Origin of the sequence: Sphingobacterium sp. InxBP1 (assembly GCF_026191775.1) — a bacterium.
In the GTDB taxonomy this organism is placed as follows: Bacteria; Bacteroidota; Bacteroidia; order Sphingobacteriales; family Sphingobacteriaceae; genus Sphingobacterium; species Sphingobacterium thalpophilum.
Genome location: NZ_JAINDX010000042.1, coordinates 318,058 through 339,929 on the forward strand (window position 1 = coordinate 318,058; position 21,872 = coordinate 339,929).

13 protein-coding genes are annotated in these 21,872 nt (G+C 41.2%); 4 read left to right on the forward strand and 9 right to left on the reverse strand.

Features of this window, described 5'->3' with window-relative positions; translation table 11 throughout:
* Positions 1-3 precede the first annotated feature (3 nt).
* The 3 genes from K7A41_RS09025 to K7A41_RS09035 all read right to left on the reverse strand — a co-directional run bounded on the left by K7A41_RS09025 (position 4) and on the right by K7A41_RS09035 (position 3,462).
* The gene (locus K7A41_RS09025) at positions 4-1,971 is read right to left on the reverse strand and encodes a sensor histidine kinase (RefSeq protein WP_265713462.1); all 1,968 of its coding nucleotides are present in this window, start codon (positions 1,969-1,971) and stop codon (positions 4-6) included.
* A gap of 236 nt (positions 1,972-2,207) precedes the next feature.
* Positions 2,208-2,771, reverse strand: coding sequence for an NADPH-dependent FMN reductase (locus K7A41_RS09030; RefSeq protein ID WP_265713463.1), 564 nt, complete (start codon positions 2,769-2,771; stop codon positions 2,208-2,210).
* Positions 2,772-2,835: 64 nt separating this feature from the next.
* Positions 2,836-3,462, reverse strand: coding sequence for a superoxide dismutase (locus tag K7A41_RS09035; protein WP_265713464.1), 627 nt, complete (start codon positions 3,460-3,462; stop codon positions 2,836-2,838).
* Between the two features lie 229 nt (positions 3,463-3,691).
* Here K7A41_RS09035 and K7A41_RS09040 point away from each other — a divergent pair, with 229 nt between their 5' ends.
* Positions 3,692-4,276: a helix-turn-helix transcriptional regulator gene (locus K7A41_RS09040; protein ID WP_265713465.1), complete on the forward strand. Its 585-nt coding sequence runs from the start codon at positions 3,692-3,694 to the stop codon at positions 4,274-4,276.
* A gap of 320 nt (positions 4,277-4,596) precedes the next feature.
* Here K7A41_RS09040 and K7A41_RS09045 read toward each other — a convergent pair whose 3' ends face one another.
* From K7A41_RS09045 to K7A41_RS09055, 3 genes are all read right to left on the reverse strand, one after another.
* Positions 4,597-6,099, reverse strand: coding sequence for a SusD/RagB family nutrient-binding outer membrane lipoprotein (locus tag K7A41_RS09045; protein ID WP_265713466.1), 1,503 nt, complete (start codon positions 6,097-6,099; stop codon positions 4,597-4,599).
* Between the two features lie 21 nt (positions 6,100-6,120).
* Complete coding sequence (locus K7A41_RS09050; RefSeq protein WP_265713467.1) at positions 6,121-9,459, reverse strand: SusC/RagA family TonB-linked outer membrane protein; 3,339 nt, start codon at positions 9,457-9,459, stop codon at positions 6,121-6,123.
* A 133-nt stretch (positions 9,460-9,592) separates the two neighbouring features.
* Positions 9,593-10,477 (reverse strand): AraC family transcriptional regulator, encoded by an 885-nt coding sequence (locus tag K7A41_RS09055; protein ID WP_265713468.1) that lies wholly within the window; start codon positions 10,475-10,477, stop codon positions 9,593-9,595.
* Between the two features lie 492 nt (positions 10,478-10,969).
* On the opposite strand from K7A41_RS09055, the gene K7A41_RS09060 reads away from it, so the two are divergent.
* The 3 genes from K7A41_RS09060 to K7A41_RS09070 are packed head-to-tail and all read left to right on the forward strand — an operon-like array spanning position 10,970 to position 16,259.
* Positions 10,970-12,361 (forward strand): aminopeptidase P family protein, encoded by a 1,392-nt coding sequence (locus K7A41_RS09060; RefSeq protein WP_265713469.1) that lies wholly within the window; start codon positions 10,970-10,972, stop codon positions 12,359-12,361.
* A 30-nt stretch (positions 12,362-12,391) separates the two neighbouring features.
* Entirely contained in the window at positions 12,392-14,566 is a 2,175-nt protein-coding gene (locus tag K7A41_RS09065; protein WP_265713470.1) for a S9 family peptidase, read from the forward strand.
* Positions 14,567-14,588: 22 nt separating this feature from the next.
* Positions 14,589-16,259 carry a M1 family metallopeptidase gene (locus tag K7A41_RS09070; RefSeq protein WP_265713471.1) on the forward strand — a complete coding sequence of 557 codons (1,671 nt, stop codon included), beginning with the start codon at positions 14,589-14,591 and terminating at the stop codon, positions 16,257-16,259.
* A gap of 103 nt (positions 16,260-16,362) precedes the next feature.
* On the opposite strand, the gene K7A41_RS09075 is transcribed toward K7A41_RS09070, so the two are convergent.
* The 3 genes from K7A41_RS09075 to K7A41_RS09085 all read right to left on the reverse strand — a co-directional run bounded on the left by K7A41_RS09075 (position 16,363) and on the right by K7A41_RS09085 (position 21,834).
* On the reverse strand, positions 16,363-19,458 hold the full coding sequence (locus tag K7A41_RS09075) for an efflux RND transporter permease subunit (protein WP_265713472.1): 3,096 nt from the start codon (positions 19,456-19,458) through the stop codon (positions 16,363-16,365).
* Position 19,459: 1 nt separating this feature from the next.
* Entirely contained in the window at positions 19,460-20,470 is a 1,011-nt protein-coding gene (locus K7A41_RS09080; RefSeq protein WP_265713473.1) for an efflux RND transporter periplasmic adaptor subunit, read from the reverse strand.
* A gap of 89 nt (positions 20,471-20,559) precedes the next feature.
* Positions 20,560-21,834 (reverse strand): TolC family protein, encoded by a 1,275-nt coding sequence (locus K7A41_RS09085; RefSeq protein WP_265713474.1) that lies wholly within the window; start codon positions 21,832-21,834, stop codon positions 20,560-20,562.
* Positions 21,835-21,872: the final 38 nt, after the last annotated feature.

Genomic DNA, 21,872 nt, shown 5'->3' on the forward strand with positions numbered 1-21,872 from the left:
GTCTTATACGGTGATTTGCATTTCAATTTGTGTGCCTACTCCAACTTCACTTTGTATAGCCATCGTCCCATTGATCCAGTGAATTCGATTTATCATATTATTCAGACCTATTCCATGAAATTGTTCCGAAGTATCAAAACCTTTACCGTTGTCTTCTATTAATACACATAACTTCTCTCCCACCTTGCTGACCTGTACAATAATCAGATCAGCTTCCGCATACTTTAACGCATTCGAAATAGCTTCCTGGACGACACGGTATATCACTAAGCCTTTTTTAAAATCCAAGTGGACTTCTGTTTCATAATTTTCAAATTGGATCGTCACCTTATCATTTTTCATGACTAAGCACAACTGTTCCAACGAGGCTATTAATCCAAAACGTTGTAACGACTCGGGCATCAGATTATGCGATATTCTTCGTACTTCCCCCAAGATTTCATTCAATTTATTTGGAAGGACATCCTGTAAGACATTTGCTTCGGGATTGCTTCCGGCAATCCTAAACTTCAAACCTGTCAGCATACCTCCGATACTATCATGCAGATCTTGTGCAATGCGCTGCCTCTCCTGCTCTTCTGCCCGGAGCATAGATTCTGAGATTTCCAGCTGCTTTTCTTTGGCTAATTTTTCCAGTACAATCTGATGATTGTTTTGGATCTGCTTATTAAGCTTCCGTTCTTTCTTGTAAAAGAACAAGGTAAACAACGCAGCAACAAGCAACAAAACAGCTATGCCTAAAAAAAGGAAAAGCTTAAACTGGCTACGGCTCTTCTCTGCACGTAAATTTAAGATCAGCTTCTCTTTTTCTACGGTTTTATATCTAGCCTCCATCTCATTCATTTTTTCTAAAAGCTGCACCTTTTGTATGCTGTCAGATAGCTTATTAGCGATATTAGCCATTTTTAATGCGTCCTGATAGTTGCCCATTAATTCGTTGACATTTGTCAATTGCGTATAGACGATTTTGCTGTTATACAGATCTCTGGTCAACAATCCGTTTCTCACAATTTCTTCCAGCTGTTGTTTCGCCTGAACATATTTTCTCTGCATTAAATACACGTTAAATTTTCTAAACAGCATCATCTGAAACAACTTCCAATTATTCATTCTCCTTGACCAGCCAAGCCCTATATCCAGCATTTTCAACGCCTTATCTGTCTGCTGCTTCGTCGTAAAATAGAGTGCTTCGTTATAGTAATAATTAGGTAGCTGAGAAGAGTTTAGATGCTCTCCCATAAGTATCTTAACCTTATCCAGCAATTGGCGCGCGTCACTGGATTTGACCTGATAGCAATAATTACTGACCGCATTTAAATAAGCCGTCAACAAAGCGGCACTCTTTGGCTGTTGCTCCAGCTGTTGGATAGCTTTCTTGTGATATTCTTCGGCTTTATCCAACTGGTTGGAAGACATAAAAGCCACACCGATCATCGAATTTATGGTCCCCTCCATCACTGGATCATGCGCTTTGGCATACGGCATACATTTTCCGTTGAGTATATCCAAAAGGTCCGCAAATCCTTTTTTTGGAAACCGGACCAATCCCAGATTATACCAGGCTTTAGCTAAAAGCTGTTGCTGAAACGGGTGATTAGCTTCATCGAGCAGATCAACACACTTTTGGGCTGCTATCCCAGCACGGGTTGCGTCTAAAAACTGTCCATAATAAAAACTCTTGTAAAGCGAGCCCATTGCCTGAAGCGTACGAGAAGACTTAGCCAACCTCTCTCCGAGGCGCATATTTTCCCAGAATTTAAGCGTATCTCGAAATCTGTAATAATCTGCCAGATAGAAATACTGCATTGCCCGCACACTATCATCTGAACTCGACTTCAATAGCGCTTCTGCATCAGACCGGTATTTGTTCTCGTCCAGTGGCAAAAAACTCTGTGCACTTGAGAAATGACATGTCAAGTAACAGATAAACATCACGACCGTCCTACAAAGATAAATTAAACGAACCTTCATGCATCCTATAACATATAAGCGTAAGGCAAAGTCATATTATATCGGCACTTATAACTATCAAAAAGCATTGCACCCTATGATTTGCTCTAGCTGCCAAAGATACGTTAAACTTTCGAATCTCTTTACCGTTCTTTTTTCTGAGACTTCCCCAGACAATCTTCTGGGGAAGTCTTCCCGATGTCTTGTCAAGACCCTATTCGACGATTAAGGATATACAAATGGAGGGCAGCGTACAATTATGTTTTGATTGACCAATGCATGTTATTGGTCGCAATATTGACTAATACGTCAAACTTGCACGCGTAGCTAGAGGAAATTACTCTTGGAGAAGCACTTTCAAATAGCATAGACTTTACAATAGGAACGCTAAAAGGCAACGACCAGGCTCTTAGCGATTTAGCTATAGCATCCATAGTATTGATCCCCTGCAAAGCATGCGCTCCGTCAGCCCAACATATCATCCCGACCCGTTTGTCAGTAAGATAGGCAGGCTTATTCTTCGCACTTACTTCAAGCCAGTCCAGACAGTTTTTCATGACTCCAGGGATGCTTCCATGATACAAAGGAGCCAGCCAAAAATGCACATCAGCTTCCAGAAAAAGATTGTTCATGATCTTGACACTATTCGGAATTCGATGGAGACTCATATCAAACAGCGGAATGCCAGCATCCGCCAGATTAAAAATAGTATACTGGATATCACTCCGCTGCAATTGTCCGGCGATGTATTCCGATATTACACCTGACGTAGACTCTTGTCTTCTTTCCAAGGCACCATTAAATATCAATGCTTTCATCATTAATCTATTTGTTTAAAAATTATTTTGGACATACCGACCTATTCAAATATCACCTATTGTGTGGCTAAGAAAGCTGCACAATAACAGTTTCATAATTCCTCTCAACTACAGACCAATCCAGAACCGACCAAAATCCGTCCAGATAATCGGCTCTTCTATTCTGATATTTTAGATAATAGGCATGTTCCCAGACATCAATACCCAAGATGGGATATCCCCTATTTACGATCTGTGTATCCATCAAAGGATTATCCTGGTTTGCAGTAGCAGCGATATTTAGTCCCCCATTGTACTTCACGTAAAGCCACGCCCAGCCAGAGCCAAACTGCGTAAGCCCAGCCTCTTTCAACTTCGTTTTGAGCTCGTCCAAAGAACCGAAAGCTGTATTAATTTCGTCTGCAAGCCTGCCTGACGGTTTCTTTTTGGCATTCGGCGACAGTGTTTGCCAAAATAACGTGTGATTATAATGACCTCCAGCATTATTGCGGACGGTGTGTCCATATTTACTCACGGCTTTTAAAATATCAACCAATTCCGCTTCTTCCGCTTCAGTTCCCAGGATAGCCTTGTTCAAATTATCAACATAAGCTAGGTGATGCCGCTGATGGTGGATATGCATGGTGTGCTGATCAAAATAAGGTTCAAGCGCTGCATAGTCATAGGGTAATTCAGGTAATTGAAATTTGTTCATGTTACTTAGTTTTATGTTAGGCCAAAACTAAGTAATCGCCATCAATAAAACAACTAAAAAGTTGTTTTATTGATGGCGATTAAATCCTATATAGTTAATCGTATCAAGCAAAATAGAGCTAAAAACAAAACAAATAAAAAATATTATATTTGCCGGATATAAATTAAACAACTTTTTTATTTGTAAAATGCAAAAAACGCCGACAGATCGGATATTACTATTATTGAAAATGCGTACACAAGCAACTGCAGCCGTGGTTGCAACTGAATTGGGTATCACAAAAGAAGGAGCCCGCAAACATTTGCTGAATCTTGCCGAACAAGGACTCATTACAGCCGATACAAAAAGTGAGGGCAGAGGTCGGCCATCAACCTACTATACGCTTACATCCCGCGGGACGGCAAAGTTTCCAGATAGCCATGCCGATATCACAGTCCAGTTGCTGCAGTCGGTCAAACAGTTGCTTGGTGAAAATGCACTGGACCTATTAATCAGTGACCGGGAGGCAAAAGTTTACCGGAAATATGCAGATGCATTGTCAAGTACCCAATCAATTGAAGAAAAATTAAACATCATTGCCAAAAAACGGACTGAAGAAGGATACATGGCTTCTTGGCAAAAGACGGCTGATGCTTACCTTTTTGTAGAGAATCACTGCCCCATATGTGCAGCCGCAACAGAATGTCAGGGATTTTGCCGATCTGAGTTAAACAATTTCCAACAGTTGATAGGACCTAAGTACAGTATCAAAAGAGTTGATTACATCATCGAAAATGGAACCCGTTGTTCATATCTTATTCAAAAAAAAGATTGATTGCTTATTTTTTAAGAAATACACTTGACAAAGTGTAAAAACAACACTATCTTTGTTCTATCATAATTTAGGTTTATAATTGGTTATTTAAGGTTTTCATTCTCCCCGTTTGAAAACCTTTTTTATTTCTCTTGCGCCCGGATTAATAGTAAAGGGTATGAATCTACGGTTTAACACACACATCTCGCTGGGATCTGTTCTGTCCTTATAACTGGCGGCTTATGAAAGTGATGGTGCTAACTAAAACTAAGGTAATCAGAGTCTAAAAACAAAAAGCGGGAAAACCGAAGTTATCCCGCAACATAAATAAACATATGAAACTAGTACTTTCCTGTTCGTTTATCCCACCACATCTGTTGGCCCCAGACATAATCTTTAACTTTAGCAGCTGCGGCCTCCACATTTTTGGTGTTATTGACGTATTCACTATTTGGATATGGTGCACGCCAAGGTTGATCATTATGATCATTGCCATAGATCGAGTTGAGAGATGGATAATTTGTTGTGGGAACTCCCGTTCTCCTATACAAACTCCAAGCTTCGTAATTTTCCTTGAATAAGGCTATCCACATATCCCACCAGATCCTTTCCTTGGTATTATTCCACTTACCAGCTCCTGCTAGATAAGTACTGATATCAGTCTGCGAAACATTATTCTCCATCATTGATAGACCAACTGCTTTTTCATAGGCATCCTTAGCTGTTATTCCCACATTATAACCTAACATTGCTGCTTCAGCTAAGTTATAATAGGTTTCACAAGATTTAAAAAATGGAACTGCTCCTGCAGGGTCGTTCATATATTTTTCGCCGATCCAGGAAACCGACCTCAAAACAGGAGGTCCTGATTTCGCTCCATTTGGATATCCTCTATAAGTGTCATCATTTGTTTTCTGAGCAATAGCCTCAATCCTTGGATCGTGATTAGCGACCATATGATTAATAAAAATATCAGATAACCCCCAATTATCAATCCTCTTACCATAGATACCAGCGTTATACCAAGGCTCTAAATAAGGCAGCGCCCCTGGAAATTTTATAGAACAATTTTCCTCATTTTTTTCAATCAATGGATATTTCGAAGGATTTCCTGTAATTTCCTCAATTGTAGACTTTGCTAAATTTGATGCGACTCCCGAAATACGGATTGCCATTCTTAACCTTAATGAGTTACAAAATTTTTGCCACAAAAGCATTTGATCTTTTATCGACTTGCCTTCTCTCCAATAGATGATGTCAAAATTACCTAAGTTGTCTTCTCCAATGCCAGCAGCCATTTCGTCAGCGATACTCTTTAAATCAGCCATAATCGCGGGATAAATATCCTCTTGCTTATCATATTTGGCTAATAATATACTTCCGTTTTCTGGCTTACCTTTAAGTGCTTCAGAATAAGGAATGTCTCGCCAGCCCTCGGTCAATAAAAACCACATGTAATTTTGCCAAATCCTGCTTACGGTCCTAATATTCTTATATCCCTCTGCCTTTTCTTGTGTTTTGGCTAAAATGTCATTAATTTGCGCATTATTATAATAACAATTATACCACCGATTGCCATAAGTATTATTAGTAGGCGTTAAACCACTCAGGTTATCCATATACTGAATTTTGACTATGTATCCAGCGAAGGTGCCGTAGCCATCGACATCCCCTCCAAACGACTCGGCTGTATTACGTAATATATTTATCAACATGTTGACAGGAGGAACATCAGGTAAGGCGTCCGGGTCAGTATTGATGTCTTCAAATTTTTTAGTACAACCCGACAAAATCAATAGAGCTATGACCGTAGGCATACTTAATTTTATCAATAAACTTTTCATATTTTTATCCTCTAAATTCCGTTAAAATGAAAATCCTAATTTAAGTCCGATACTTCTAGATGATGGCACTGTTGCCTGTTCGAAACCTACTCCACGACTATCGCTGGAAACACCACTTGTTTCTGGATCGAGACGCATCGTATTAGATTTGTGAACCCAAAGCAACGCTAAATTAGATCCAATCAACGATACGTTGGCACGTTTAATTCCTTTTATTCGGCTATAAATGTGAGAGGGTATTGTGTATGTCAAATAAGCTTCACGTAGCTTGAGGAATGAACCGTCGAATACATAACTTTCTGAAACCCCTCCCGATTCGAACCAATCTTGAGCATTTGTTTCTATGGTATTAGTTACCCATCCGCCGTTACCGTCAGACATTACAAACCTTTCATTCGTCATGACATCTTTACCAGCGACGATCGCTCTTTCACGTATTCCGTTTGCAGCTGTAATTTCCGCAACACCTGTTGTGTAAGCATGGCTCATGGTCTGTGACCAAATATCACCACCTTTACGGAAGTCTAACATAAATCCAAAACTAAAGTCTCTAAATCTAAAGTCATTTCGCATACTAGCGAGATAGTCTGGTGTTACATTACCGATGATTTGTCCTGCTTTAGACAGAACCAACCCCTGATCGGTCACCTTAATCGCGCCTTTCATTGGTCCATCTTGTACCCTATCATAGCCTGTACCTTTTAAAGCGCCCCATGCTTCTCCCACAGTTGCAGTATTCGCTATCCCCCAAGTCCATCCCACCTGATAAGAATTTAAGTTTAACTCTGGATATAATTCCAAAATTTTGTTTCTATCTCTAGAAAAGTTGATTGTCGTCGTCCAATTTAAACCGCTTTCTCTCTTCAATATATCCCCCCTTAATTGTAACTCGATACCTTTACTTTCAATATTTCCCGCATTTAAAACCATGCTACTGAACCCGACAACATTGGAGGTTGTGACAGGTAGAATTTGTTTTTTCGCATTTTTATGATAGTAGGTAAAGTCAGCATGAATTCGATCTTTTAAAATACCAACTTCCGTACCAACTTCCCAGGTATAGATCGCCTCAGGCTCCAGGTTGTCTATTGCAAAAGTCATACTCTTATACATTTGTGCTAACCCATTAAAGGCATTAGCTTGAGCATAATAGTAATTGCCATTGCGATATGGTGATGTAGCGTTTCCTACCTTAGCAACATTTAACCTTAACTTCCAAAACGACAATACATCATTTCTTAAATTGGCAAATGAAGTCGTAGGGATCCAACTCACACTTGCAGAAGGATAAAAGAAAGATTTTGTCAGTGTTGATGACCAATCGTTGCGCGCTGTTACATCTATGTACAATTGATCTCGCCAACCAAGCGAAGCCTGGCCATAAACTGAATTAGAGCGGTTATGAGCATGGTCCATATTCGTCACCGCATCACCAATTTTGTTTGTTATTGTATATATGCCTGGAACAGTCAGCCCACTAGCACCTAAACTATTGGATTCAAATTGGTTATCTCTATAATTTAAACCTAATAAAGCTAGGACATCAAAGTCACCATATTTTTTATTAAAGTTTGCCAGAAAATCCGCATTGAATTCAGAATTGCTGCTTTTAATCTCATTAAAACTACCTAGGGGGTGATCGTAGTTATAATAATTACGTTCAAAAATATTCGTATGATAATAATCCAACCCGATACGGCCCTCAAATTTCAAAAACTCGTAAGGCTGATAATATAACGAAGATTTACCAAAAACGCGGTTTGTCTTCAAAGAGTTCAAGGACGTGTGCATCGAATAATAGGGGTTCATATGGTAATTGGAATTCCAATTATAGAATGTATAATTTCCTTGTGCATCTCGCTGATCCCAATTTTTCTTTAAATCCTCCATATCTACTTGGCGACCAAACCAGATCAAACCGTTCATGGGATTGGCGCCATCATATCCTTGCATAATCAAGTTTCCGCTTTCCGTACGTGTAAAACTCGACATGATATCATAAGAAAATTTGTCATTAATTTGGTAGGTATTATTTAATTGAGCAGAGTACTTTTTCTGATCGGTATTTGGAACAGTTCCTTTTTGATCGCGGAAAGATAAAGATGCACGAGTTGAAGAGCGGTCATTCTTTGCCAGTAAAGAAAGATTGTGATTTTGTGAGTATCCTAATTGAAAAAAATCTCTTACATTATTAGGATGCGAGACCCAAGGCGTAGCTTGTCGTACTCCATTTACAACCGGACTATTAAATTGAGGTAACTGCAAACCTATATCCAATCGCGGTCCCCATGATTCGTCGAAACCATCATTCACACCACCTCCAGCACCGTCTACGTAGAAAAATGAACTATCCTGTGCATATTGTTGATAAGAAATACCCTTACCTTTGGCTAACAACCCATAGCTGTACTCATCCCCTCGCGATCCTTGCCCATATAAGTTCTGATATTTAGGAATCGTAGCAGCTTGATCCACAGTAAAATGACCATCATAAGACAAGACAACGCCTTCTTTTGCTCTTTTTCCGGATTTTGTAGTGATCATAAGAACTCCCCTACCTGCGCGCATACCGTACAACGCTGCAGAGCCACCCTTGAGAAGAGTTATGGTTTCGATATCTTCAGGATTAATGTCATTTAATCCTGACCCATAGTCTACACCGCTATAGGTATTGTCTCCAGTACGTTGAGTCGTATTTGACATCGGTACCCCATCAATTACAATTAAAGGCTGCTGATCAGAAAGTAATGATGTGTTGCCGCGCACGGAAATTCTTGCGGATGCACCCACAGCTCCTCCAAACTGGTTAACCTGAACACCTGCAACCTTTCCGGTTAGAGAACTGGTAAGATTTAGCTGTCCTGCATCTGTCAATTCCTTCGCCTTCACTTCCTGAACGGCTGATCCCATTGATTTTTTTGAGCGCGTTATGCCCATAGCCGTTACAACCACCTCCTCTAAACTCTGCTGATCCGATTGCAAAGTAATCTGTAACGTTGTTTGATTAGTCAGATTTATTTGCTTGCGATCATACCCTACAGCGGATAGGCTCAATGGGCCAGATTGATTATAATTTATCGTAAATTCCCCGTTTGGCCCAGTTTGTGTACCAGTACCATCTTTCAGCGTGATAGTGACTCCAGGGATGGGCTTTCCGTCTTGGTCCACCACCTTCCCCTTCAAAACTGTTTGCGCATATACTGCCGAGCTTACTAAGACAGTAGCGGCTAGCATAGCAATGCTTTTTCTGTTCATAAGTTTAGTTTCAGATGTGTTAGTTTTATTAGTGCTTTTTCTTACAACTAAGTTATAAAATACAATTGCTCCGCTGATAACCGTATCTTGACCAGTATTGCCCAATTATTAACATCAAATGTTAAATATTAAGGAGGCATAATACCTATTCTAAACCTGTTGAGGCAATATCCTCTCATAAACTGAAGACAGCGTTGACTTCAAAAGAACGAGTCATAAAAAAAACAAATATAGCTAGCTAAATAAACGAATTTAGTGTTTGCTTATACTGCTGTACATATTCTTTAGGATTACATCCCATGATTTGCTTAAACACTCTATTAAAGTTGGTAATGCTATTAAACCCGCAGTTATACGCAATGAAAGACACGCTATCCAATCGGTCTTCATTAAGTTGATTACATACCTCTTTAACTCTTATTCTGTTGAGATATGTGACAAAAGTAACGCCACAATGTTTCTTAAAATATCGACAGAATGCCTGCGGGGTTAGATTTGCATAATCCGCTGCGTCTTCCAAACTCAGTTCGTCTCTAAAATGTTCTTTAATATAATTACAGATTTGTTTGATGCGATTTGAGCTATGCACAGCATCGAATGCCACTTCAACCCGCTCTGTACAAAGAGCTTCTGTCTCTCGTGAAATATTAGCTAAGGCTCGCAACAGGTAGAAAAAATGCATCAACATGTCCATTTGATCAGCAGCTTTTAACTGACTAACCCGCTCTGATATTTGAGAAAAATATTTTTCGGGTACCTTAAACCCCCTGGAATTATTGTAAATAAACTGGTTTAACAATTCAAACTCATCTAGGCAAAATAAAGATTTTAATTTGCCGTTGGGATCAAAAAAAATAGAAACGGATCGCGATTCATTTGAAAAGCCATCTAGTGAAGCCGATTTAAAAACATGAGGCTGATTAGCCCCCAAAAAGAATATATCATTTTCTTTAAAGGGATGTAGGGAGTCCTCGACAATCAAAACTCCCCGTCCTTTTTTAATCCACATTAGCTGCGCCTCTTGATGTCGGTGGAAGTAAGGATAAAATGTTTCTAAAACGTCCTCTTGAATGGTCAAACTTTGTCCTCTTGTCGTGGGTACATTAAATTGAAGCGTTTTCATAGGTGTCTGAAGTTTTTACGTTTACAAATGTTTAGTGTTTAGTTAACATAAATATAATAACTCCAAATGAACAATCATTCCTTAGTATAATTGGGAAAAATACTATACCAAAATATGTTTATGATCCGACAATATTTAATAAAAAGAGCGATAGATTAGAAAAACAGGTGTATAAAATATGAATGCTTACAAAACTTGGTTAAAATACAATTAGACTTTGATAAATTGTGCTAATTAAAATTCGTCAGAAAGGTTGACCTTTATTTGCATCGTTATATTTATCTTTTATGCGCTATGCCCAATGAACCATCAATTTGTAACAAGCCTCTAGTTATTAAACACAATTATCTATGGCCTTTTAAGGAATAGTCATTCTGGCAGATAAATTTTACGATATTGGCATATAAATTTGCTTAATGCATAGGCTCAATGACCTTGTAAAAATAAATCTCATGGAGCTGCCAACAAAAAGTGTTTTAATTCCTCTAAATTATGTTTGAGAAATATATATATATGACCCGGCGCACTCAATTGATGTCGAAAATGATGACCGGACGTATTCTGTTACTGGGTAATATCGAAAACCCAATCAACTTTGAACACAATACTTATCCTTTTCGCCAGGACAGTAGCTTTTTATATTATATCGGGATAAAGAGCCCTAAACTGGCTGCTGTACTAGATCCCGAAAGTGGCGAAACAATCTTATTTGGCGACGAAATGTCAATTGATGAAATCGTCTGGATGGGGCGGCAGGAAACGTTGGCTGAAAAAGCCAGCCGAGCAGGGATAGATAAAATACTTCCTTTTGATCAGCTCTTCAAGTATCTGCCTAACTTGGGCACACGATGTACCATCCATTATCTCCCCCCCTATCAGCCCCATAACAAATTGCTGCTCGAACAATTGTTAAACTGTTCGGTGAACAAGCTGCATCCATCCGTTTCACTGATTCAAGCGGTAGCTGCACAGCGCAACATTAAGTCTGCCGAAGAAATTGCCGAAATAGAGAAAGCTGTTGATGTCGCTGTGGATATGCATCGGCTTGCCATCCGCATGGCGGTCCCTGGCTGTTTTGAGTATCAGATCGCCAATGCCATGCAACACTTTGCTCAAGACCAGGGACTGTGTTTCTCGTACCCGCCGATTGTGACAAAAAGAGGCGAGATCTTACACAACCACATGCAATTTCATCAGCTTCATGATGGCGATATCCTTCTTAACGATTCAGGCGTTGAAACACCGTTGGGTTATGCTTCCGATTTAACCAGGTCTTTTCCAGTAAGCAAGCGCTTCACTTCATTGCAAGAAGACATGTATCATATTGTACTACATGCTTTTAAAACAGCAGAACAGTTATTAACACCCGAAGTTCGTTTCAAAGATATCCACCTAAGAGCTTGTGAAGCATTGGTCGAGGGATTGAAACAAGTGGGGTTTATGAAAGGCAACGTCCAGGACGCTGTGGCCAGCCATGCTCATGCCCTATTCTTTCAATGTGGGCTGGGGCATCTTCTCGGTCTGGATGTTCATGACATGGAAGATCTAGGCGAACAATATGTGGGCTATACGGCTTCTGAACCGAAGGATACAAACACTTTTGGAATTAAATCCCTGCGACTTGGTAAGAAATTAGAAATAGGTAATGTGCTCACCGTCGAGCCAGGAATTTATCTTATCCCAGAACTCACCCAACTCTGGGAGCAGCAGAACTTACATCGAGATTTTATCAATTATGATTTTCTAAAAAAACACCTTGGATTCGGTGGCATCCGGATCGAGGATAATTATGTCATCGAAAAAGATGGTGCTAGACGTCTCGGCAAATATCTGGAACGGGAACTTCAGGAAATCTATCAGCTTAAGGACCAATATTTAGATTAGATATATGAACGCATGTAACGATTTGAAAAAATGAAAAGAAATAGAGCTTTTATCGTATTCTTATTGTCAGTAATCCTGTATTTTCCACATCCGGCCAATGCTCAAAGACTCTGGGCCGAATATGGGGATCATTACTATGAATTTTCCGAAAAGGGAATAGAGACTGTAGACCCACGAAATAGGACAAGAGCGATTTTTTTACCCCAACAATCGCTGATCCCTCAAGGAACAAATAAACCGATAGAGGTCGAAAACTTTACCATTTCCAAGAATAAGGAATTTATATTAATCTACACCAATAGCAAAAGAGTCTGGCGCGAAAACACGCGCGGAGACTATTGGATCTACAGCCAACGTTCAAAACAGTTAAGACAGCTGGGACAGCAGTTTCCCGCCTCCCAGCTGATGTTCGCCAAGTTTAGCCCGCGAAATGATAAGGTGGCCTATGTAAACAAAGCGGATCATAACATCTACATCGAAGATCTGACAACTGGAAAGATTACAGCGGTCACCACAGATGGTACTGACCGAATAATTAACGGCACATTCGACTGGGTATATGAAGAGGAATTTGGATGCAAAGATGGTTTCAGATGGTCTCCCGACGGTCTCTCAATTGCCTATTGGAAGCTCGATGCCCGCCATATCCGCAACTTTTTAATGATTAATAACACAGATAGCCTTTACTCCTATACTATTCCGGTAGAATATCCGAAGGTCGGACAATCTCCAAGTTCATGCTCTATCTGGATATACGAATTAACCAACAGTCGAAATAACCAGGTCCTTATTCCAGGCACTCCAGACCAAAATTATGTTCCACGAATGGAGTGGTGTATGGATAGCAAACAGCTCATCCTACAACAGCTCAACAGGAAACAAAACGAAAGTAAGATCTATACGGCTTCTGTCACAACATATGAAGCTCAGCTCATATATCAGGAAAAAAGCGATTCTTGGATTGATATTAAATCCAGATGGAATAATAATGATCCTGCTGGCTGGGACTGGATTCAGAATGGAAAAGCATTTATCTGGGTATCTGAGAAAGATGGCTGGCGAAAAATATATCAGATTGACCTGAAAGGTAAGGAGAAACTGATCACCCAAGCCGATTACGACGTGATCAACCTTGACTTTCTTGATCCAAAGGGAGAAACGATTTATTTCACAGCTTCGCCAACAAATGCAACTCAGAAATACCTATATAGTGTACCTACGAAAGGAGGAATCCCAAAGAGACTAACGCCGATGTCCTATGAGGGAACTTGCGATTATGATATTTCAGCGGATGGCAGCATTGCACTTTTTAGATTCAGCAATCGTGCTGAACTCAAATATGATGCCGTAGTTGCCCTACCTAGCCATCAGGTGTTGATGGACTTTGAACTAAAACGCCAAAAGAAAACAAGCGAAGGTATAGCAGAGTTCTTTAAAATAAAAACCGCAGACAGTGTGGAACTGGATGGCTGGATGGTTAAACCACTCAACTTTGATCCCAGCAAAAAATATCCAGTAGTATTTATGGTCTATGGTGAGCCGGCGTCGCAAACGGTGCTAGACAATTTCAGCGCGGGCTACAACAGTTTGTATAAAGGAAATATGGCCCAGGACGGTTACCTCTATATTTCGCTCGACAACCGCGGTACGCCTTCCCCTAAGGGCAGTTCATGGCGCAAAAGTATCTATAGAAAAATCGGACTGCTCAATATACGTGACCAAGCGCTGTCGGCACAGGAAATACTGAAATGGCCCTTTGTGGACAGCTCGCGCGTAGCCGTATGGGGCTGGAGCGGAGGTGGTTCCAGTACGCTCAATCTACTGGGACAATATCCACAGATCTATAAAACAGGCATAGCCATTGCAGCGGTCGCGAATCAGCTGCTTTACGACAACGTCTATCAGGAACGTTATATGGGATTACCCCAGGAAAACAAGGAAGACTTCGAAAATGGCTCGCCTTTAAAACACGTTAAAAATATCAGAGGAAATCTCCTCTATATCCATGGGACCGGCGACGACAACGTACATTACCAAAATGCAGAAGTCCTGATCAATGAGCTTATTAGAAACAATGTGCAGTTTCAGCTGATGTCTTACCCTAACCGGAGCCATTCCATTAGCGAAGGCGAAGGTACACATGAACATTTAAGAACATTATTTACGAACTATCTAAGATTGCATTGTCCTCCGGGCGGCAGGTAGACCTTCTAAACAATATTGACAAATGAAACGATTATTATATGTATTGGCAATCATCGGTATATTAACTGCAGACTTCCGGACGTCTTTAGCACAGCTAATGGAAGCAAAAAGTGAATTCACAAGAGAGGACTCATTGCGGGGAAATCTTACCCCCTTGCGGACTTGTTATGATATTCAATACTATCACCTGGATGTTAAAGTTGACATCGACAATAAATTTATATCCGGTTCAAACCTCTTCCGATTTAAGGCCACATCAGATTTCAAACGTCTTCAATTCGACCTGTTTGCAAACCTTAAAATCAACAAGATCGTATATAAAGGCGCAGAGCTTCCATTTACCAGGGAATATAACGCTGTATTTGTAGTCTTCCCTACCTCAATAAATCGGGGAACAGAGGATGAATTTACTGTATATTATGAAGGTCACCCTACAGAAGCAGCGAGGGCACCCTGGGACGGCGGTTTTGACTGGAAGAAAGACAGCAACGGAAAACCTTGGGTAGCCACAGCATGCCAGGGAATGGGAGCCAGTGTGTGGTGGCCAAACAAGGACCATCAATATGATGAAGTTGATAGCATGTTGATTTCTGTGGCTGTTCCAAACGAGGTGATGAATGTGTCCAATGGGCGCCTCGTAGACAGGGAAAAATTGCCGGGCGGCTATACGAAATACTATTGGAAAGTCACTAATCCGATCAATAACTACAACGTTGCCATTAATATTGGTGATTATATCCATTTCAAAGAAAAATATAAAGGTGAAAAAGGTCTCTTAGATGTGGATTATTACATCTTGCGGGAGAATGACATCCCTGAAAAAAAAGCTCATCTTCAAAAAAACGCGAGACAGACCCTGGAGGCTTTTGAGCACTGGTTTGGCCCATATCCTTTTTATGAAGACGGCTATAAACTTGTCGAAACACACCATACAGGTATGGAACATCAGAGTGCCGTGGCCTACGGCAATCATTATCAAAATGGATATCGGGGCAGGGATGATTCAGGAACGGGCTGGGGGCAAAAATGGGACTTCATTGTCGTCCATGAGTCTGGCCATGAATGGTTTGGTAATAATATCACTTCCGCCGATCTAGGTGACATGTGGATTCATGAGAGTTTTACCAACTACTCTGAAGCATTATTCATTGACTATTTCTATGGAAAGGAAGCCAGCCAGGCCTATGTACACGGCATCCGACGAGGTATCCGAAACAATGCACCCATTCAGGGCCCTTATCACGTCAATAAAGAAGGCTCAGGTGATATGTATCCCAAAGGAGGTGTCATGCTGAACATGGTGCGTACCATCATCGACGACGACAAGCAATGGCGTTCCATCCTCCGGGGCCTCAATAAGAGATTCTACCACCAACAGGTTGATTACAAAGATATCACCACCTACATCAATCAGACATCGGGAATCGACCTATCCAAAGTATTTGAACAGTATGTAAAACATGCCTCCATTCCTACCCTTGAAATCCAGCAAGATACCAAGGGTAAAATCCTGGGCAGGTGGATAAGTGATGTCACTGGATTTCAAATGCCTATTCACATCGGAATCAGGGGACAGCAAAGGCAACTGATACAGCTGGATCAACAGTTTCGGGAAATTAAGATTCCGGGACTCAGCAAAGAAAATATTGATGTCGACACATTCAATTATTACGTCGGCCTGCTGATAGAATAGCAAATCGATAAGTGCTGTCATCAGCGCATAACGTATCATAAATAAAGGCTGCACTGTATTTTACAGGCAGCCTTCGTAGTATATAATAATTAAAATGGGTACGTTAATCTTCTCTTCCTTTTTTATAAGCGAAATAGAAAGCAATGGGTAAAATGGAAAAAGAAAGAATCATACAGATAATCAGTCCGCCAACAATCATGATAGCCAACGGCTTCTGGATTTCCGAACCCATCCCGTTTGATAGTGCTGCAGGAAGCAATCCCATCGCACCCATCAGCGCAATCATCAAAATAGGCCTGATCCGGCTTTTTACAGCCTCATAAATCGCCGCCTTCAGCCCCATTTTGTTTAATAAATTCTCCTTCATAATTCCAATCAGTACAATACCATCTATTGTTGCTACACCAAAAAGGATAATGAACCCAATACCTGCAGATATTCCGAATGTCGTACCTGTGACCCACAAAGAAACAAAACCACCGATAAATGCGAAAGCAAGAGTTAATGAGGAAATCAGCGTATCTTTCAAATTCCCAAAGTTGGCGTATAACAGCATCAAAATTAGAATCAGGGATATGGGAACAACCCTGATCAGCTGTTTTGTTGCTCTCTCCTTGCTCTCAAACTCACCGGCCCAAACCACCTTATAAGATTTCGGTAACTTAATATCGCGCTCAACCTGCTCCTTTGCATCAGCAATTGTGCTACCCAAGTCTCGTCCCTCGATATTAAAACCTACCCCAATATAACGCGAGTTCCCCTCTCGATAAATAAACGCCGGCCCGGTGTGATAATCAATGGTAGCGATCTCCCGTAATGGGACCTTCTGCTCATTCATCGTCGGGATAATGATGTTACCAATTTTCTCAGGACTGTCGCGATAGGACTTCTGAAAGCGTAGACGTACATCAAATATGCGTTCATTTTCATAAAAATGCGTCACTGACTGCCCTCCTATGGTCATTTCAATAACCGATTGTACATCTTTCGTCGAAACCCCATATTTAGCCATCTTCGAGTCGTGTAACTGAATACGGAGCTCGGGCAGACCTATGTTTTTGAACACATTAACATCGGTAATACCATCTACGCGTTTGAGCGACTCAGCAAACTTATTGGCTTTGTTCTCCAGATCCTGCAAATCCTCACCAAAAATTTTGATGACCAATGGGCTTTTCACCCCGGCCACATATTCTTCCACATTGTCTTGAATGGGCTGACTAAAGCCAAAATTAATACCCGGAAAAGTCTGCAAGCTATTACGCATCTGACTGATCAGTGTTTCTTTAGTGATCTTTCGCTTCCACTCCCCCTCGGGCTTGAGTTCAATATTAAATTCTATATTAAAAAAGCCCGTTGGGTCCGTACCGTCATTGGGTCTCCCTGTTTGCGTCATGATAAAATCTATTTCATCGAACTGCCCCAATAACTTGGTTTTCATACTTTTGGTAAGCTTGACAGATTCTTCCAGATTGACGCTATTCGGTAGGGTTGCACGCACATAGATAGCCCCTTCATTCAGTTTTGGAAGAAATTCTGAGCCATAATGGCTAAATCGTATGGCGCAGATTACCAAAACCAAGGCGAAAATAGACAAAGTCCATTTTGGATGATCAAAAGTCTTTCTGAATCCCTTAAAAATAATATGGCGGCTATATTTCGTGATTTTGTTTTCTTCTTCTTTAATATTCCCTTTTAAGAGGTACTTGCACATGGCTGGCACGTATGTCAAACTCAATACCAAAGATCCCAGCAGAGCATATCCAAGCGTAAAGGCCAAAGGGGAGAACATTTTACCTTCAACTTTCTGAAAGGAAAAAATTGGCGTAAGGGCGACAATCAAAATTAACAGCGCAAAGAAAATATATCCGGCTACCGACCCTGCACTTCTTTTGATAATTCCAAGCTTCGCAATTTTATTAAAACGGGCGGTTCCGAGTCGATGGGCTTCTTTTTCCAGCGAAACAAAAACTGTTTCTACAATAACGAGCGTCCCCTCCAGCAATAAGCCAAAATCCAGCGCCCCCATAGAAATCAGATTCGCTGGAAGCCCCTGTATTTTCAACAAAATGATTGCAAATAGGAATGCGAGGGGAATTACAGATGCCACTATAAAGGTGGTTTTCCAGTTGTTCAAAAAAATAAACACGATGATAGAAACCAGTATTACCCCTTCAATCAAGTTCTTTGATACCGTATGGACCGTATTGTTTACCAACTTGGTCCTGTCGATCACCGGTTCGATCTTGACATTCTCTGGTAGGATCCGCTGATTGAGCTCTTGAATTTTATCTTTGAGACGAGCGACCACTTCGGAAGGATTCTCGCCACGGAGCATGATCACGATCCCTTGAACAAGATCGTCGTCCGCATTGAGCCCCACCTGTCCAAGCCGGGGCTTTGCTCCCAACTCAATCTCTGCAACATGTTTAACCAGAATAGGCGTATTCCCCACCACCTTGATTAGAATATTACCGATATCTTCAATTTTGTCCAATAAACCTACTCCACGCACGACATAGGCCTGATTTCCTTTCTGTATGACATCACCCCCTACATTTATATTCGAACGGGAAACTGCTTCATAGACGTCCAAAGGTGAAAGATTGTAATTGGCCAGTTCGGTGGGATTTATTTTTATTTCATAAATCTTTTCTTCGCCGCCGAAGCTCACGATATCTGCCACACCGGGTACACCGACAAGCTCCCGCTCGATCACCCAGTCCTGAATAGCAGATACTTCCTTGATCGGAAGATCACTCTTCACGACATAACGGAAGATCTCGCCGGTAGCGCCAGAAGGAGGCTCGATCGAACTCTCGGTTCCTTCGGGCAATTCAATTGAACGCATTTTGTTACCCGCATATTGCTGGGCATAAAAATCTGTCACCGTTTCTTCAAACTGAACTGTCACCACCGATAGGCCAAACAATGAAATAGAACGCACCTCGGTTTTTCTGGGTATTGTGTTCATCTCCTTAGTCACCGGCAACGTCACAAATTTTTCAATTTCTTCCGCGCTACGTCCCGGCCATTGAGTGATGATCCGAACACGCGTATTTGTGACGTCCGGAAAAGCTTCAATCGCCGTGTGCAAATAGGCATATATACCGCCGAATAAAAGCACAAGTGTAAAAAAAAGGACGACCAACGAATGTTTCAATGAAAATGAAACAATATTTTGTACAACTTTCTTCATGCTATCTACTCATCAATTCATCAAACACAATCAGTTCATTTTCAGTAAGCACACAGTCTCCTTCCTGCAGTCCATCCTCCACAAACGCATAGCTCTCATTTTCAGAAACAATAACGACCGGTTTGACCGACATCTCGCAATCGCCTCTGTATGTCACCACATAATTTTGGTTATTATACAAGATGATAGCATCCTTCGGAATAGCTAATAACAACCGCCCGCTGCTCGCCGAAGCTTTTTCAACAAGAACATCCACGCTCATCCCCGGCTTCAGCCTTAAATCTTTGTTCGTCATTTTTACCCTCGCTTTAACAACACGTTCATCTGGATCAAAAAAATTGGCGATCTGATCAATATACCCTTCAAAGTATTCGCCTTTATAGGCTAAAGTGGTCACCTTGACCCGAGCCCCGCTTTTGACAAATGGTAAGTTATTAGCGTAGATGTTAACTGCAACCCATACTTCATTCAGATTGCTGACGGACAGTAGATCGACATTGTCATCCACTGTCATACCCGGACTAACTTTCTTATCGACTATATATCCCGATTTCGGAGCCCTGATATAAAAAGTTCCGTTTTCCGAGGATCCGTTGAGCAATTGCATATTTGACTTCACATGCTGGATACCTATATTCGCAGCTTTCAATTCGTTTTCCATTTCATCAACCTCGCGCTGGGAGGCCATGCCATCTTTGAGCATGCTCCGCAAGGTATTCAGCTTACTAACTAGCAGCCGCCTGCTGTTTTCCAATTCGCGTAGATCCTTAGCAAGGTCATTAACGGAAGTACCTTTTAGGGTAATCAATACCTGTCCCTTCGTGACAAAGTCCCCCATCTTCACCGCCACAGATTGCACAATCCCTTGAACCGGTGTCTTTAGTACAGCGAGCTCATCTTGGTCGTATTGTATCGCCCCATTTAAAGCGATCTCTTCGGAGACAGCTCTTTTTCGAATCGAATCGATTTTAATGTGCTGCTTGAAATCGTCGTTCAGACAAAATCTTTTCATCTGTCTGTCAGACTTCTCGTTTTCCTGTTCGGATTGACAAGCCACTAGTAAACCTACAAAAAAGACGAAGTATAGTGCTCGGTAACGCTTCATTCTAATATATCCTTTCCAATTAAATAAATGAGTTCTTCTTTATACTGAAGATATCTCGCACAACGTTCCAGAATTGCCTCTTTGTTTTCCATATAATTGTTGATGAAATCCATAAATTCGACGATGGTAAGTCTCCTTTGCTGAAAGTTGCGCACGTAGCGCTCAAGAGCAGTATCCAACCTTTGGGCAAAGGTGCTATCGGTGGATTTTAGGCTTGTCTCAAGAGCACCAAGACGCACTGTTAAAAAATCTATTTCCCGTTCGATGTCAAGACGGAACTGCTCGGCTTCGACTTTTTTCTTTTCAATTTCCAGCTGGGCGATTTTGATATTGCCCTGATTACGGTTAAACAGCGGAAGGTCCATGCTTACACCGAATCCTACAAAATCGCGCATGATATTTCCGCCACGGTCGTAATTCATGGATACTTGTAGATTGGGGACCCGTTCCGCCCGCTCTATTTCGAACTGCGCTTTTCCCTTTGCTAGCTCATTGCGAACGATTTTGTAGTCGCTCCTATTCTCGAGTGCTATCAGCTTCCATTGGCCTGGTTTAGCTTGGACAAAATCCGGCAAACTCAATGTGTCGGTGATGCAAAGCATCTTAGCCTGATCACCGATGTATTGTGCAACTGCGTTTATTTTCTCTATCTTTTCTTGATGGATTTCAGCGAGCTTATTCTTAAAGGCCGTCGCCTCACTTTGGATACGCAGGTAAACCATTTCACTCACGTTTCCCTCCTTCCATTGGTGCTGATAAGACGCACTGATCCGTTCAAATATCTCCATCTGACCATTGTATAACCGCTCTTTCGCCTGCAACACCTGCAAATCCAGCATCTGGTTTCGGAGATCATAACGAAGGTTCCGGAGCAACTCTTCAAATTGAAGCTTGCTGTCTTCTTTTTCCAGGAGCTGCAATTGGACTCTTTTCTTTCGTTTCCCGGCTGTTTCGATCGTCTGTTCCAGCTCCAGTGCGACTTGCTGATATTTGCCATAATTTCCTATAAGCGGCGAAAAAGATTCACTGGATGGATTTTTCCAAAGGTTAACCTCCGAAATGGAGAGGGTTGGGTTAGGCCATAGCTTTGCCTGCAATATAGCAGCTTCTGCTTGTTTAAGATGAAAGCGCTTGGCCAGCAATGTCAAGTTGTGCTCGAGAAACAGCTGCTCCACCTGCGACTTCGTCAGGCAATCTGTCCCTTGTGGCTGGGCGGATAGATAACTATTGAATCCAAGAAAAAAAAATAATGCAATCTGTATTTTTCTCACGTTGTTCTGATTTTGCACAAAACTAAACGACCAAAATT